13 protein-coding genes are annotated in these 15,600 nt (G+C 66.9%); 8 read left to right on the top strand and 5 right to left on the bottom strand.

The features are described 5' to 3' along the window. Window positions 1-21: 21 nt before the first annotated feature. Genes IPG63_04120 through IPG63_04110 form a run of 3 tightly spaced genes read right to left on the bottom strand, consistent with a single transcriptional unit; the run spans window position 22 to window position 3,633 of the window. Complete coding sequence (locus IPG63_04120) at window positions 22-741, bottom strand: ABC transporter ATP-binding protein (protein MBK6726438.1); 720 nt, start codon at window positions 739-741, stop codon at window positions 22-24. Continuing rightward, the gene (locus tag IPG63_04115) at window positions 734-1,885 is read right to left on the bottom strand and encodes a hypothetical protein (GenBank protein ID MBK6726437.1); all 1,152 of its coding nucleotides are present in this window, start codon (window positions 1,883-1,885) and stop codon (window positions 734-736) included. The genes IPG63_04120 and IPG63_04115 overlap by 8 nt, the downstream gene beginning before the upstream one ends. A 38-nt stretch (window positions 1,886-1,923) precedes the next feature. Continuing rightward, on the bottom strand, window positions 1,924-3,633 hold the full coding sequence (locus tag IPG63_04110; GenBank protein MBK6726436.1) for a hypothetical protein: 1,710 nt from the start codon (window positions 3,631-3,633) through the stop codon (window positions 1,924-1,926). Between the two features lie 170 nt (window positions 3,634-3,803). On the opposite strand from IPG63_04110, the gene icd reads away from it, so the two are divergent. From icd to IPG63_04075, 7 genes are all read left to right on the top strand, one after another. After that, window positions 3,804-5,087, top strand: coding sequence for an NADP-dependent isocitrate dehydrogenase (icd, locus tag IPG63_04105; GenBank protein MBK6726435.1), 1,284 nt, complete (start codon window positions 3,804-3,806; stop codon window positions 5,085-5,087). 3 nt (window positions 5,088-5,090) lie between these two features. Beyond that, the gene (locus tag IPG63_04100) at window positions 5,091-5,696 is read left to right on the top strand and encodes a hypothetical protein (protein ID MBK6726434.1); all 606 of its coding nucleotides are present in this window, start codon (window positions 5,091-5,093) and stop codon (window positions 5,694-5,696) included. A 160-nt stretch (window positions 5,697-5,856) separates the two neighbouring features. Next, on the top strand, window positions 5,857-8,355 hold the full coding sequence (locus IPG63_04095; protein MBK6726433.1) for a hypothetical protein: 2,499 nt from the start codon (window positions 5,857-5,859) through the stop codon (window positions 8,353-8,355). Window positions 8,356-8,567: 212 nt separating this feature from the next. Then, a complete protein-coding gene (locus IPG63_04090) occupies window positions 8,568-9,173 on the top strand; it encodes a helix-turn-helix transcriptional regulator (GenBank protein ID MBK6726432.1) in 606 nt (201 codons plus the stop codon). A 234-nt stretch (window positions 9,174-9,407) separates the two neighbouring features. Then, window positions 9,408-9,752, top strand: a complete 345-nt coding sequence (locus IPG63_04085) for a hypothetical protein (protein ID MBK6726431.1) — start codon at window positions 9,408-9,410, stop codon at window positions 9,750-9,752. 95 nt (window positions 9,753-9,847) lie between these two features. Beyond that, window positions 9,848-11,500: an IS1634 family transposase gene (locus IPG63_04080; GenBank protein MBK6726430.1), complete on the top strand. Its 1,653-nt coding sequence runs from the start codon at window positions 9,848-9,850 to the stop codon at window positions 11,498-11,500. A 51-nt stretch (window positions 11,501-11,551) separates the two neighbouring features. Then, window positions 11,552-11,995: an NYN domain-containing protein gene (locus IPG63_04075; GenBank protein ID MBK6726429.1), complete on the top strand. Its 444-nt coding sequence runs from the start codon at window positions 11,552-11,554 to the stop codon at window positions 11,993-11,995. A gap of 14 nt (window positions 11,996-12,009) precedes the next feature. On the opposite strand, the gene IPG63_04070 is transcribed toward IPG63_04075, so the two are convergent. Beyond that, window positions 12,010-12,429, bottom strand: coding sequence for an Lrp/AsnC family transcriptional regulator (locus IPG63_04070; GenBank protein MBK6726428.1), 420 nt, complete (start codon window positions 12,427-12,429; stop codon window positions 12,010-12,012). A gap of 144 nt (window positions 12,430-12,573) precedes the next feature. Here IPG63_04070 and IPG63_04065 point away from each other — a divergent pair, with 144 nt between their 5' ends. Beyond that, on the top strand, window positions 12,574-13,620 hold the full coding sequence (locus tag IPG63_04065) for an ornithine cyclodeaminase (protein ID MBK6726427.1): 1,047 nt from the start codon (window positions 12,574-12,576) through the stop codon (window positions 13,618-13,620). A 13-nt stretch (window positions 13,621-13,633) separates the two neighbouring features. Here IPG63_04065 and IPG63_04060 read toward each other — a convergent pair whose 3' ends face one another. Beyond that, window positions 13,634-15,508 (bottom strand): winged helix-turn-helix domain-containing protein, encoded by a 1,875-nt coding sequence (locus IPG63_04060; GenBank protein MBK6726426.1) that lies wholly within the window; start codon window positions 15,506-15,508, stop codon window positions 13,634-13,636. Window positions 15,509-15,600 lie beyond the last annotated feature (92 nt).

The raw sequence follows: 15,600 nt of genomic DNA, 5'->3' as shown, positions 1-15,600 counted from the left end.
CCGGCGAAACCGGCGAAGCGCTCAACGCATCGCCGCGACCAGGATCGCCTCGACCGATGGCTTCGGGGCGATGCGGATCGCGTCCAGGCGCGCGGTGGTGAAGTCGTCGCCGATGCGCCCGTCGCGCAGCACCGAGACGCGGGTGAGCTGGCGCTCGGCGAGTTCGAGGCCGTGCGTCGCGAGCACGATCGCGGTGTCGCCACGCGCTTGCTGATCGGCAAGGAACTGCTTGAAGGCGTAGGCCGCGACCGGGTCGAGGCCGTTCAGCGACTCGTCGAGCAGCCACAGCGGTGCACGCCCGGCCAATCCGGCGACGATGCCGAGTTTCTGGCGCGTGCCGAGCGAGCAGGCGCCGATGCAGGCATCGATCCAGGGCGTGAGGCCGAGTGTTTCGGCCAGTTCCAGCGATTGCGCGAGCGCCGCGGCGGGCAAGGCGCGCGAGGCGTGCACGAGTTCGATGAACTGGCGCACCGAGAGCCCGTCCGGCAGCCGCTCCGGCGCGATGGCGACCGCGCAGCAGGCACGCACCCGGTTCAACTCCCTCGCCAGGTCCTGCCCGCAGACGCGAATGCGACCAGCGTGCAGCGGCGCCAGCCCGCAGATGGCCGCGAACAGGGTGGACTTGCCGGTGCCGTTGGCGCCGATCAGGCCGACCCATTCGCCGCGTTCGACGCGCCAGTCCAGGCGATCGAGCACAAGGCGTTCGCCGCGCCGGACCACCAGATCCTCGATTTCAAGCATGCGCCGACTCCGCGCGCAGGCGTTGCTCGCAGGCGATCAGCAGCGCCGGCGCCAGCAGCGGCAGCAACAGCGGCATGGCGCCGGCGGTCGCTGCGAGCACCAGGAGCACCTGGGTTCGAACCAGCGTCAGTCGGTGCGGCTCGCGTCGCAGCAGCAAGGCCAGGCGCAGATCGATCGCGGACAACAGCAGCACCGCAGCCGCGACCAGCACGGCCAGCACCGCCGGCGCTTGCAGCGATTGCAGCAGCAGGGCGAGAAGCGTCGCCGCCGCCAGTGACAGCATCGCGTGCAGGGGCCGCAACGCCAGCGACAGCACGCGTGGCGACGGTGGCCGTTGCGCCAGCGCCGATTCGACTTCGGAACCGAGGCGGTGCGCCACATCCAGTGCATTGAGCAGGGCCATCAGCATCAGCACGCTGATCGGCACCAGGATCGCAGCTGCGTCGGTCGGTGCCAGCAGCAGGCCGATTGCCAGGCTGGCCGCGGCACGACCGCGCAGCCAAAGCGAGGCGCTGCGCTGCCACCACCACTGCGGCAAGTGCGGCAGCGCCGGGCGTTGCATCCAACCCAGCCAGCGCGGCAGCGAAGCCGGCCGCGCCCGGCGCGCGGTGTCCTGCGCGAGCACGGCGCGTACATTCGCGCCCGGAGCAAACACGATCGCCAGGAACGCCGCCGCCAGCGACCAGCGCAATGCGCCGGCCATGGCCCATGCGGCTGCGGGGTTCCGCAGCGCCAGCAGCAACGGCACGAGTGCGAAGCCGAGAGCCGCGCGCAGCACCAGCCGCGTGCGCAGGCGCCGATCACGCGCCGCTTGCGTGTCCCGCCAGATCGGCAGGGCAGCGTGCGAGGACGCGAAGTGGCGACGCGCATCCGCGACCAGGCGCGCGTGCGTCGCCGCCACACCCGCCAGCAGCGCGAGCACCGCCAGCGCAACCTGATGGCGCTCGACCATCGTGCTGATCCGGCCCAGTTGCACCGGGTCCACGCGCAGCCACAGCAGCAAGCCCAGCAGCGCGAGCGCCGCATACGCCAACGCCACGAACAGCGACTGCCCCCACAGCTCGCGCCGCAGCCGCCCGCGGTTGCGGGCAAGCAGCTGGTCCTCCAGCGTCAGCGGGTGCGGCAATGCAGGCATGAAGCCCATGGAGTGCGCGCCATGGGCACAAGTTCCACAGGCCCGCGTTACGGGTGTTCGAAGCAGCCGAGGTCACGCGGGGTGTTGAAGTCGGGAACGCCGGGCAGGTCGATGGTGCGAGGGTTGCTGGCGCGATCGAGCGCGTTCGTCGGTGGCAGGTCCCACATCCGGTCCAACGCAGGGGAAGACGCGCGCAGGCGGAAGTCGTCGTGGTCGGCGTCCTCGAACAGCGGGTCATCGCGGAACACGGTGGACATGCCGTCGGTGGCGCCCGGATCACGGACCATCAGCGCGAACAGGCTTTGGCTCGGCGGCAATTGGTCGATCAGAGCAGCGCGGTCGTCGAAGATCGAACCGTAGACGTAGGCGGAAACGCTGGCCGCATCGACTTGCAACGTCGCGGCTCCCGTCTCGTTGCGGGCGAAAGTGCTGCCGAACAGGTGCAGCGCGCCGTCGCCCTCGGTCTCGATCAGATGCTTTTCGACGACGTTGCGCACGACCAGAGAGTCGCGGAATTCGATCTCCTCGGCGTAGCCGCTGTTCGCGTCCGACCAGCCATGGGCCAGGTCGTGGCCCAGGCTCTCGCGGACCGTGGTGTTCCAGAAGCGGGCGTACCCGACCGCGGCCTTTCCTTCATTGCGGATCGCGACCAGCGCCCCGGGACGCGGTTCGCCGTCGAGTCCGAAGGCGGCATTGCCGCGAAACACGTTGCACTCCAGCGGCTGTTCGCAGGGCACACCGCCGAGGGCGACGCCGGCGTCGATGTGCAACTCGCCGATGCGCAGGCCATCGTCGTCGCCGACCATGTGGACTGCCGCGAAGCCGCCTTCGATCCGCGCGCTGTTGCCGTGCCCGACCAGGTTGTGCCCCTGCAGTGTGGTGGCTGATGCCGTGTCGGAGAACAGGAAGGCGCCACCACCACGAGCCGCGGCGTTCCTGGAAATCTCGGTTGGCTGCGCCGGTCCGCCGGCATGAAGCAAGACCAGCGCCGCGCCGCGCACCAGCGCGATGCCGCCGCCGTTGCCCTTGGCCAGGTTGTCGGTGAAACCGCTCGGGTACTTGCTGGACCAGTGCAGGAAAACGGCATCCGGCCCGAACCAGGCGCCGCCGCCATCGCCGCCGGTCTCGTTGAACTCCACGCGCATGCCGGCCGACTGCTTCACCGCCTGGGCGTAGCGCGCCCACAGTCCGCCACCGGCGAGGCTGCTCTGGTTGTGGTCGATGGTCAGTCGCTGGGAGTGGAAGTCGATCGGGTCGCCGGGCACGCCCTCGATCGCCAGGCCGCCGCCTTCGAGCGCCGAGTTTCCGGTGATGCGGACGTTGCCGAACGATACGCGTTCGGTCGGCGCCTCGACGAACACGCCACCGCCCCGCCCGTGGGGCACGACGCCGCCGGTGATCACCAATCGGCTCAGCGCCAGGATGCCGCCGCCCACCTGCAGCACCGGAGCGCCCAGGCCGGTGCCGCGAAGTGTAGTCAGGCCCGTCGCAGCGGAGGCGGGCAGGCAATCGGGGTAGCCGCCGAGCAGCGATACCCGGTAGGGGTCGGTCTTCTTCAGCGCCTGCTGCGTGTAGCTGGCATTGTTGGCGATGCGGATGTCGTCCGCTTCATCGGTCATGGCGGCCTGGTCGATTGCGTTCTGCAGGTCGTGGAACTGGCAGCCGCTGCCGCCGACCGTGAACGTGGCCGCCTGCGCGGAGCCGAGGCCGAGGAGGGCGATGCATGGCAGCAATGACGGACGTCGAATCAGGTGCATGGCGTTCTCGCATCGGGGGATGCGTGGACAAGCGACGAATCGCAGCGAAACACGACAGCGCACGAGACCCCACCTATCCCTGCCGCACCGAACCCGCGACAATGCACGGCCTCGCGCCGTGACGGCGCGAAACCCCATCCCACCGGAGAACGACCATGGCCGAGCCCACGATGAACATCCCCGCCGACGGCGCCAAGATCACGATCAAGGACGGCGTGCTCAGCGTGCCGCCGAACCCGATCATTCCGTTCATCGAGGGCGACGGTACCGGCGCCGACATCTGGCGCGCCTCGGTGCGCGTGTTCGATGCCGCGGTCGAGAAGGTCTACGGCGGCGCGCGCAAGATCCACTGGATGGAGGTGTACGCCGGCGAGAAGGCGAACAACCAGTTCGGCAACTGGCTGCCGGAAGCCACCGTGCAGGCCTGCCGCGACTATCTCGTTTCGATCAAGGGCCCGCTGACGACGCCGATCGGCGGCGGCATCCGCTCGCTCAACGTCGCGCTGCGCCAGATGCTGGATCTCTACGTCTGCCTGCGCCCGGTGCGCTGGTTCAAGGGCGTGCCGAGCCCGGTCAAGGACCCGAGCCAGGTCGACATGGTCATCTTCCGCGAGAACTGCGAAGACATCTATGCCGGCATCGAGTTCGAGCACGGCTCGGAATCGAACAAGAAGTTCATGGCGATGTTTAAGGAAGCGTTCCCGAAGGAATACGGCAAGATCCGCTTTCCGGAGACCTCGGGCATCGGCATCAAGGCGGTGTCCAAGGACGGCACCGAGCGACTGGTGCGCGCCGCGATCGAATACGCGATCGAGTTCAAGCGCAAGTCGGTCACCATCGTGCACAAGGGCAACATCATGAAGTTCACCGAGGGCGCGTTCCGCAACTGGGGCTACGCCCTGGCCGATCGCGAGTTCGGCGACAAGGTCTACACCTGGGACCAGTGGGAACGCACCAAGGCCGCGAAAGGTGAGGCCGAAGCCAACGCCGAGCAGAAGGCCGCGGTCGCCGCGGGCCGCATCGTGATCAAGGACGCGATCGCCGACATCACCCTGCAGCAGGTGCTGACGCGCCCGAACGAGTTCGACGTGATCGCGACCTTGAATCTCAATGGCGACTACCTGTCCGACGCGCTGGCCGCGCAGGTCGGCGGCATCGGCATCGCACCCGGCGGCAACATCAACTACGTCACCGGCCACGCCGTGTTCGAAGCGACGCACGGCACCGCGCCGAAGTACGCCAACCTCGACAAGGTCAACCCGGGCTCGGTGATCCTGTCCGGCGAAATGATGCTGCGCTACATGGGCTGGGTCGACGCCGCCGACGCCATCATCGCCGCGATGGACAAGGCCATTGCGAACAAGACCGTCACCTACGACTTCGCGCGATTGATGGAGGGCGCCAAGGAAGTGAAGTGCTCGGAGTTCGCCGACGAACTGATCAAGGCGATGTGAGGCATGAACATGCGCAGCGGAATCCTGAAGGGCATCGTGCTCTCCCTGGTCGTCGCTTTCGCGGCGATGGGATCGGTCCAGGCTGGCGACAAGGTCGTCGCCAGCGGCACGCAGAATCCGCCGCCGGAAGCGGCGCTGGTTGCTTATGACCGCTTCGAGATGACCGAGCTGGCGATGGGCAAGCCCTACGCCGGCCAGCCGGTCAACGACAAGGCGCGCGACACGCTCGCCGTGCACTTGAACGGGCACGTGTTGCCCTGGGTGCTCGAGAAGAACGCGCTCGCGGCGAAGAACGAGCCGCCACGCCTGCTGCGCATCGAGCCGCGGATCGACCAGATCAAGACCGTCAGCAAGGGCGCGCGCTTCTGGGCCGGAGCGATGGCGGGCAAATCGCGGGTGCTGGTCAAGGTGCGTCTGGTCGATGCCACCCGCAATGCGCTGATCGCCGAGCCCGAGTTCTACCAACATGCCGGCGCCATGGCCGGAGCCTACTCGATGGGCGCGGCCGACCAGGGCATGCTCGAACGCGTCGCGGTGCTCGTCGTCGAATACCTGCGCGGCAACTACGACGCAGCCGTCGGCGGGCCGACCGGGATGCCGGAGAAGTAGTTGAGCCGATCGACTTCATGCGCAGCCGTTGGGCCCGCTTCGTCGGGCCCCGTTCTTTTTTTGGGACCGGCTCGCACGGCTTGATCGATTCCATCGCTGCTTTGCGCGTAGGACACCGACCTCCCGCGGCTTTCGCGGCTGGCCCATCGGAGAAATACGCATGCGTCGTCCTCGCCTCCTTCTTCCAACGCTGCTGGCGTTGCCGGCCGTGGTGTCCGCTCAATTCGGTGAACTCGTTGGCACGCCGTCGCAGCTTTGGCGGTCCGACGACGGCACGCCGGTGCCCGCGGCTGTGACAGTGGCGGCTGGGCGCGATGGTTCCAGCATCGCGGCCTGGGTGCATGATGAGTACGGCTTCGAACAGGTGATGTTCCAGCGTTTCGCGGCCGACGGCATAGCGATCGCGCCGGCGCAAGCGATGGATGATTTCGCTTCAGCGAAGCAGACCTATCGCCGGCTGGTCGCGGCGATCGATGCGGCGGGTGTCGCGACGGTGGCGTTCGAAGCGCAGGGCGATGCTGATTTCGGCGCGGGCGTCGACATCGGCGCCATGCGCGTCGACGCCGAGGGTCGCCAGCTCGGCGCGGCCTTCCGCGTCAACAGCAGTGTCGCCGGCGAGCAGGCGCGACCTGCAATCGACGCCGATCGTCTCGGCCATGTGCTGATCACCTGGAGCGGCGAGGTCGATGGCGGCTTCGGCGTGTTCGGCCAGCTCTACAACGCCGGCGGTGTTCCGCAGTCGCCCGAGACCCGCATTGACGAAACGCCGGCGAGTGCGCCGGTGGATACCCTGGCCCTGCTCGGCGACTGCTGCGAAGTCGTCGTCGCCTGGGCGGCACGAACGGACAGTGCCCATGAACTGCACGCGCGCAGCTTTTCGCTCGGCTGGACGCCGTGGGTCGCCGAAACCGTGCTGGTCAGTCGACCGCTGGAGCTGGGTGCAATGCGTGTTGCCGCCGAGTTCGATGTGCAGCAGCGCCTTCGCGTCGCCTGGCTCGACGGCGTCGGGATGGTGCGACACCAGCAATTCGACGCATTGCTGCAGCCGCTGACGGGCGTCGTCTGGAGCGAACCCCAGCGCCCGGCCGACCCCGAATCCGCGCTCGATATCGGCGTCGGCCACGATGGCCAGTTCATGCTGGCGTGGACGCGCGCGGATGGCCCGCAGACGCAGAACGTGCTCGCACATTTCGATGGTGACGGGCAGCTGCTGCAGGAGCGCAGCGTGCTCGATCCCGATCCGGCGGCACCGAACCTCAGGGACCGGTTGCGCGCGTTTGCGCTCGATCTCGACGGCGACCCGGTGCTGCTCTGGCAGCGCAGCGACGACTGGTCGCCGACCATGAGCCTGCACGCGGGGCGCTTCGGCGGATGGCCGAATACGCTGCTCACGCCGCTCGAAGACCATACCGCGGAGATCGTCGCCGCCGGCAGCACCTTCAGTTATCGACCTTTGCTGTGGAACCTCACGGCTGGCGCGAACCAGCCCGAAGTCGGTCGCGCCACCGGCGTCACGTTTCGCATCCAGCCCGATCCGGCGTTCTCGGTGCTGGCGTTCGAAGCGGGCGCCGGCTGGACCTGCGTTGCGCCCTCGGACGTCATCTGCGTCAGTGCGCGCATGGACGCGGGCACGACGATCGTGCCGGTGCAGCTGACCCTGCAGTTGGCGAAGGCGGTCACGGGCGCGCTGCACAACGACTTGCGTGTCGATCAGCTCGAGACCTCGACGCTGCCGTGGATGCAGCAGCAGACGCAGACGATCATGGTCGGCGACGGGGAGCCTGATGCCGTCGTGTTCCCGACCCGCAACGGCGTGCCGCGCAATGTCCTGGTCGAGTCCGACGCGGTCTTGCTCCGGGGCTTCAATCTGCCGATCGAAGTGCAAGCCAGCAACGGCAGCCTCAGCGTCAACGGTGGTGACTGGAGCGCGACGCAGACCGTGGTCGAGGGCGACCTGCTGCGCGTGCGCCACTATTCGGCCACCGGCTTTGGCGAGTCCAGCACGAGCACGATCTCGACCGCCACGCAGCAGGCCAGCTTCACGTCGATCACCGCACCGATCGACACGACGCCCGACGGCTTCGTGTTCGTCGACCAGTCCGGCCTCGCCACCGGCACGCAAGCGACCTCGGCGTCGATCATCGTCTCTGGCATCAACGCAGCGTCGCCGATTTCGATCAGTGGCGGGCTCTATCGCATCAACGGCGGCGCCGCGACTGCCGCACCCGGCAGCGTGCAGGCGGGGGACAGCGTGGTCGTGCTGTTGTCGACCTCCGAGTTCGCCAACGCGCCGGCGTCGGCGACCGTCACCATCGGTGGCGTCAGTGACACTTTCACGGCGCGCACGGGCAGCGTCGACAGCACGCCAACGCTGTTCACGTTCGCCGATGTCGTCGATGCCCGTCGCGGCAGGATGATCACGTCGAGCCGGATCACGGTTGGCGGCATCAACACGCCGGTGCCGATCAGCGTCTCCGGCAAGCAGCTGCGCTACTCGAAGAACGGTGCCCCGTTCACTGCTGCCTCCGGCAGCGTGGTCGCCGGAGACCAGATCCGCGTGCAGATGGCGAGCTCCAGTGCGCCCAACACGACCGTCAGCGGCGTGGTGAACATCGGCGGCCGCGGCGACCAGTGGACGGTCACGACCGGCGTCCTCTGAACCGCCGCGCGCCCGCGTCCGCCTTCAGCCGCGATATCGCTGCAGGTGGACGCTGGTCTCGCTGGCGCTGATGCCCTTGATGCGGAGGATGCGTTCGAGGGTGGCGGCGGTGGCGGCAGGTTGACGCGAGTCTGGCGGCCATTTGGCGTAGCATCGAGCTTGGTGCGACTGGCACGCTCTCCGGGGACGTGACGACCACTCGGAGCCGCAACATGGAACAAGAAATGAAACTGTCTGCTGCTGTTGTGCGTCGTCTGCGCCTCGAGCGCGGCTGGTCTCAGGAGCAGCTCGCTCTGGCTTCGGGCTTGAGCTTGCGCACCATCCAGCGCGTGGAGGCCGATGCCTCGGGCTCATTGGCGACCAAGGTCTGCCTCGCGGCCACGTTTGGCGTTCCGCTCGCCGAGCTAAGTGAGGACGCCGCAGGCCAGCCGCTCGCTCGCGAGGTCGGTGCCCGCCCGGTCGGAGCACTGTTGATTGGGCTCGCAGTCCTTGCCTGTGTCCTGATCAGCGAGTCGGGACGTCTGCCCGGTTTGCCGATGTCCGATGCGATGGCTGTCCTGAACACGCTCATGGCGGTTCTCGGCGCCGTGCTGGCGATCCCGGCTGCGTTTCGACTCGCCGCGCAAGGCCACGTCGCCAGTGTCGCCCTGGCCACCATCGGCACGCCGCTGGTGGTCTTGCTGGCCGCTGGCGTCGTTCTCATCGCGATCAGTGGCCGTGTTCCGATGTGGCAGCTCTGGGCGTTCGGTGCGTGCGGGATCGCCCTGGTTGCGATGGCGCTCCGTCGCCTGTGCGCACGCACTCCTCAGGCGCGATAACTCTGCAGGTGGATGCTAGTTTCGGTTGCGCTGATGCCCTGGATGCCACCTCTGGCGAAATGGCAGGGTGACCATTGTTGAACCTCGGTTTCGCCGAGTCTGAAGATTGGATTGACTTGTGCGGCTTGCAGGCCTAGATTCTCCACATCCAACCCTCGGCAGTACGCTTTCGGTCCGCAATTGCGGTCATTCATCGAAAGCCGACCCCGGGGGTTTTTCTTGGGAGCGCGGGCGATGAAGACTGCGGTGCTGGTCGACGGCGGCTTTTTTCTCCGGCGATTTCCCCACATCTTTCCGGCCAAGGCCAACCATGATCCTGGTGTCGTTGCCGCCAGCGTGCTCGGATTGGCGTTCGACCACGTTCGACGGCAGGAGCGTGCTCGGAACGACCTCTACCGCATCTTCTTCTATGACTGTCCGCCGCTCACCAAGAAGCTGAATCTGCCCATTTCCGGCAGGACCATCGACATGGCGAAGACGGCACCTGCGTTGTTTCGTCTTGCATTGCATGAAGCACTCCCAAGTTCGACACTTCCCGCCCAAAAATGGGGCTTTCGAGATGAAGGCCCATTGATTTGATTGGGTTTTGTCGGTCGTTTTTCGCCTTCGTGTAGGGGCACGTTATGTGTCCACGACCGCTTTGCACAGCGTTTATGACGTGTTAGCGTCACGCCATGCACATCAAACTTCACCGATCCGGTCCGCGCACCTATGTGCGCATCGTCGAGGCGTATCGAGACGCGGGGCGCGTCAAGCACCGAACGCTTGCAACACTCGGTCGCGCCGAGGACATCGCACCAGAACAGGTTGACGCGCTGATCAGTGGCTTGTTGCGCGTGACCGGTCGCGCAGATGAGGTCGGCGTGGATCGCACGATTGCCGTGGCACCGGCGCTGGAGTTTGGCCCGAGCTCGCTGTTGACCGCGCTCTGGGTCGAGCTTGGTCTGGATGCGTCATTGCGGCACTTGTTGCGGTCGTCGCGGCGGCAGTTCGATGTCGTGGCGATGTTGCGCGTGATGGTGCTGCATCGCTTGTGCGATCCGGATTCGAAGCTCGGCGTGTTGCGCTGGTTGCAACTGGCGCGCGTGCCGGGCATTGATCCGCAGACGGTGACGCACCAGCGTTTGCTGCGTGCAATGGATGCGCTGAGCGATGCCGGGGATCGGCTGCAGGATGCGCTGGCAACGATGTTGCGGCCGATGCTGGATGTGGCGCTGTCGATCGTGTTCTACGATCTGACAACCATCCGGGTACATGGCGAAGGCGATGTCGACGATGACCTGCGCGCGTACGGACACAGCAAGGATGTACTCGGCAGCGCGCGCCAATGCGTGCTCGGATTGATCCAGACCGCAGACGGCCTGCCGATCGCATTTGAGGTCTTTGCCGGCAATGTGTCCGAAGCGAAGACCTTGATTCCGATGCTCGAGCGCACGCGCAAGCGCTTCGCCATCGAGCGCGTCATCGTGGTCGCGGATCGCGGCCTGGTGAATCTCGACAATATGGCCGAGCTTGAGTCGCTTGGGCTCGAGTTCATCCTCGCGGTGCCGGCGCGGCGGTACAGCGAACTGATCGAGCAATTTGCGACGATGACGTTTCCCGAAGATCAGGCCAGCATCCAGGAACACGCCTGGCAATCACGGCGATTGATCATCGCGCACGATCCGGAGCGCGCCACGACGCAGCATCAGGCACGAAAAAAACGCATCGCCGAAATCGAGGTGGAAGGCCAACGCATCGCCGACAAACTCAACGCACAGGACGCTGGAAAATCAGCGCGCGGGCGACGCGCCAGTGATCGGGGTGCGTTCATCCGCTTCAGCAAGATGGTCGCGGACGAGGGACTGAGCCGCATCCTCAAGGCGGATCTGCGCGCCGATCTATTCAGCTTCGAGTGCGACGACGAAGCCCTGCGCGAAGCCGAGCGATGCGATGGCAAGTTGGTGCTGGTCAGCAATGTCGCCGAACTCGCCGCCGAGCAGATCGTCGAGCGCTACAAGAGCCTTGCCGACATCGAACGCGGCTTCCGCGTTCTGAAAAGCGACATTGAAATCGCACCGATGTATCACCGCCTGCCCGATCGCATTCGCGCCCACGCGGCCACCTGCTTCATGGCATTGCTACTGCATCGCGTGATGCGCATGCGACTGCGCGAGGCCAACGCCGAGACCAGTCCGGAGCGCGCGCTGCACGCGCTGAAAGCAGTGCAGTGGTTTCACGTGAAGGTCGGTCGAACCGTAAAGACCGGCATGACCGCACTCTCCAAGGAACAGCAGCAGATCTACCAGCAACTCAAGCTCCCGCTCCCCGACAAAACCGCCGTGTAGGGGCATTTTTGATTGAGCCACTCTTTGTGGATCAATGGGTTACGTGGTTAACTGTCGAACTTGGGAGCACTGAAGCGGCAGCGCAAAATAGCGCTCCGGCTGGGAAGGCTGAGTGACTTTGTCGACTGGCAGCTCAAGCCGGCGATATTGAAGCAATTGCGAAAACGGGAACGCGATTGGTCGCAACTGCTGGACGAAGACTTCGAGCCGGGTGTGCGGCAGAAGGCCGTTGACATGAAAATCGGGTTGGACATCGCCTCGTTGGCTTACAAGCATCAGGTCGACCAGATCGTGCTGGTGGCCGGTGATGCGGATTTTGTGCCGGCCGCCAAGCTTGCAAGGCGCGAAGGCATCGACTTCATTCTCGATCCGTTGTGGAGATCAGTTTCTGCCGACCTGCATGAGCACATCGATGGTCTGCAGTCGGTATGTCCTCGACCAGGAACCCGGAATGCGCCCGAGCCAGAGTTGGTGCCCCAGAGCGGCGGATCCTGAGCAGAGGGCGCCCTTCATCCCCGATAACTCTGCAGGTGGATACTGGTCTCGGTGGCGCTGATGCCCTTGATGCGGCGGATGCGTTCGAGGGTGGCGGCGAGTTCGTTGAGGTTGCCGACGCGCAGTTCGGCGAGCAGGTCCCAGCGGCCGTTGGTGTCGTGCAGCGCGACGATGCCGGGTTCGCCGAGCAGGGCGCGGATCACCAGTTGCTGGTTGCCTTCGACCGCGATGCCGGTCCAGGCGTGGATCTCGTCGGGGGTCGCATCGGGGCGCAGCTTGACCGTGTAGCCGACGATCACGCCATCGCGCTCGAGCTTGGCGATGCGGTTGGTGACGGTGCCGCGCGAGACCTTGATCTGCGCGGCGAGCTCGGCGATGGAGGCGCGCGCGTTCTGGCGGAGCTTGGCGATCAGTTGCTGGTCGAGGGCGTCCATTTGTGCATATCGTCAATCATGCCTGCCGAAATGCTACAGCAATGGCGAAATGTGCGCAGAATTGCCGTTTTGCGCTGACAGCGTTCTCCGCACAATAGCGCCATGCCACGACGTGTTGTCGTGGGCGCTACCCGGGAGAACGCCATGACCACCCTGCTCACCACCCAAGACATCGCCCGCCTGGTCGCCATGATCGGCCTGCCCAAGGTGCTGGAACGCATGGTCGCGTACATCGAAGCCGACTTCCGCCGCTGGCCGGAGTTCGAGAAGAGCCCGCGCCACGCCGTGCATTCCGAAGTCGGTGTGATCGAGCTGATGCCGATCGCCGACGCGCGCGACTACAGCTTCAAGTACGTCAACGGCCATCCGAAGAACACCAAGGAAGGCCTGCCGACAGTGATGGCCTTCGGCGTGCTCGCCGATGTCGCCACCGGCACGCCGACCCTGTTGAGCGAACTGACCCTGACCACCGCGATGCGCACCGCCGCAACCTCGGTGATGGCGGCGAAGCGGCTCGCGCGCAAGAACGCGCGCACGATGGCCCTGATCGGCAATGGCGCGCAGAGCGAGTTCCAGGCGCTCGCCTTCCATCACTTGCTCGGCATCGACGAGATCCGCCTGTTCGACGTTGACCCGCAGGCCACCGCCAAGCTGATGGCGCACCTGGCGCATACGCCGGGTCTGCGCGTGATCGCCTGCAGCAGTACGGCACAGGCGGCGCGTGGCGCCGACATCGTGACCACGGTCACCGCCGACAAGACCAATGCGACCATCCTGACGCCGGAGATGCTCGAGCCGGGCATGCACATCAATGGCGTCGGTGGCGACTGCCCGGGCAAGACCGAGCTGCATGCCGAAGTGCTGGCGCGCGCGTCGGTGTTCGTCGAATACGAGCCGCAGACGCGCATCGAAGGTGATCTGCAGCAGATGCCCGCCGACTTCGCCGTGACCGAGTTCTGGCGCGTGCTCACCGGCGCTGCCGCCGGCCGCGCGAACGACAGCGAGATCACCGTGTTCGATTCGGTCGGCTTCGCGCTCGAGGACTATTCGTCGCTGCGCCTGCTGCGTGATCTCGCGCAGGAGCTCGGTCTCGGTGCACCGGTGGGGCTGATTCCGAAGCTGACTGATCCCAAGGACTTGTTCGGACATCTGATGGCCGAGGCGACCCCGGCACTGCGTCGCGTCGCCTGATCCGCCCCCGGGTTCAGAGCCCGATGCGGGCCTTGAGCGCTGCGAAGCGCGGGTCGGCGTGGAGGTCTTGCAGCAGCGGCGTGTAGCTCAGGTGGTAGAACGAGGCCTCGTGTTGCGCCAGCGCACGATCGAGCCACTGGAAGGCGAGGTCCGACTCGCCGCGCCAGGCGTGCACCTCGGCAACTCGGAAAGCGTCGAGGTGCCCGTAGCGCTCGGCGAGCTGGGCCAGTTCGCGGTCCGATCCGGCGCGGTCGCTCGCGCTGTACAGCGCCGCGGCGCGGCCGGCCAGGCGCAGCACGTGTGCGCTGTCGTCGAAGTGCGCGAGTGCGCCAGCGGTATCTCCGCCGAGCAGCGCGCCGAGCCCGAGGTAGTAGTGCGCGTGCTCGTCGATCGGTGCCACCCCGGCGGCGCGTTGCGCCAGCGCCATGCCCTCGGCGAGGCGGCCGCGGGCGATCTCGAGGTGCGCGGCGTGGGTGAGTCCGGAGGTGTTGCCCGGATTGAGCGCGCTCGCGCGCCGCGCCAGGGTGATCGCTTCATCAAGCCGCCCCTGCGCACCGCGGATCCGCGCCAGGTTCACGAGCCGCGCCAGATGATCGGCGCCAGCGAGCTGGGCGACACGGTCATAGTCGGCTTCGGCGCCGGCCCAGTCCCAGGCGTGCGAGTAGCGCAACGCGCCGCGCATCGACAGCGCGCGCACGTTGTCCGGCTCGCGCTCGAGCACCTGGTCGAGGATCTCGACCGCGCGGTGCTTGCCGGCCAGCGCTTCGGCGGCATCGCTGGCGTAGAAGCCGTTGTGCGAGAGCAGATCGGCCAGCGCGAGCCAGGCTTCGGTGTAGTCGGGATCAATCGCCACCGCACGCTCGTAGGCGACGAGTGCGCGCCGGCCGCCGGTTTCGTCGTCCTTGAACAGCGTGGCGCCCTTCCGGAATTCGGCGTAGGCCTCGGCGCTGCGCGTGCCGCGCGCTTCCTCCCTGCGTCCGAGGTCGGACAGCGCGAAGTCGGCGGCACGCACGACCTCGCTTTGGATGTCCACGCACAGCCTTTTCCAGCCGGCCACGGTGCCGTCGAAGGCATTCGACCAAACCAGGGTGGCGTCGCTGGTGCGCACCAGTTCTGTGCTGACGTGGACGCGCCCCTCGCGCCACTCGACCACGCCGGTCAGCGCCAACGCGGCGTGCAGGCGCCGCGCGAGCGCTTCGATGTCGGGCGCGTGCGCATTGGCGAGCTCGAGCGTATCCGGTGCCAGGATGCGTCGGCCCGGCTGCTGCGACAGCGCGACGGCCAGGTCGCGCGCCAGCAGGCGGGTACGGTCGCGCGCTTCGGTCTCTGCGGACAGTGACCGGAACGGCAACACCATCAGCGAGGGCAGTGCCGACGCTGCGGCTTTGGGAGCGGTCGCTGCATCGGGCTGGCGCAGCAGCCACAAGGCCGCTGCACCGGTTACCGCCAGCATCAGCAGGGTGGCGATGAGCAGAGGGGCGTGGTGCGGTCGGCGCGCCGCCGGCATTGCGACCGGTCGCGCGGGCGCCGCGGTCGTAGTCGGAGCGATCGTAGCCGCCGCCGGCGCCACGGTCTCGATTGCGGCCACGATCCGGTAGCCAAAGCCGTGCACGCTTTCGACAATGGCGCCGTCCTCGTCGGCGAGCGCGGCGCGGATGCGGGCGATCGCCTTCGACAGCGAGTTCTCGGTGACCACCCGGCCCGGCCAGCCCGCGCGGAGCAGCGCATCCTTGGCGGCGGTCTGCGGCGCCTGCCGCAGCAGGCAGAGCAGGACCGCGGTGGCGCCGCGGTCGAGTTCGGTGCGCTGTCCGGCGCGCGTCACGCTGCGTCGAAGCGGATTCAGTTCGGCACCGGCAAAGCGCCAGGTCGAGGCGGGGTCATGCTGCATCGGGGGCTCGTCGAAACGGTTTCCGGCTCGCCCTGAGCGACCCGGGAACGGGACTCTAGCCGATCGTGAAGAAAACGTGGTCAAGGCCGGTG

The sequence above is a fragment of the Lysobacterales bacterium genome (genome assembly GCA_016703225.1).
Classification (GTDB): Bacteria; Pseudomonadota; Gammaproteobacteria; order Xanthomonadales; family Ahniellaceae; genus JADKHK01.
The sequence above is the reverse complement of the archived record's forward strand: the minus strand, read 5'-3'. Positions and strand labels throughout refer to the sequence as shown.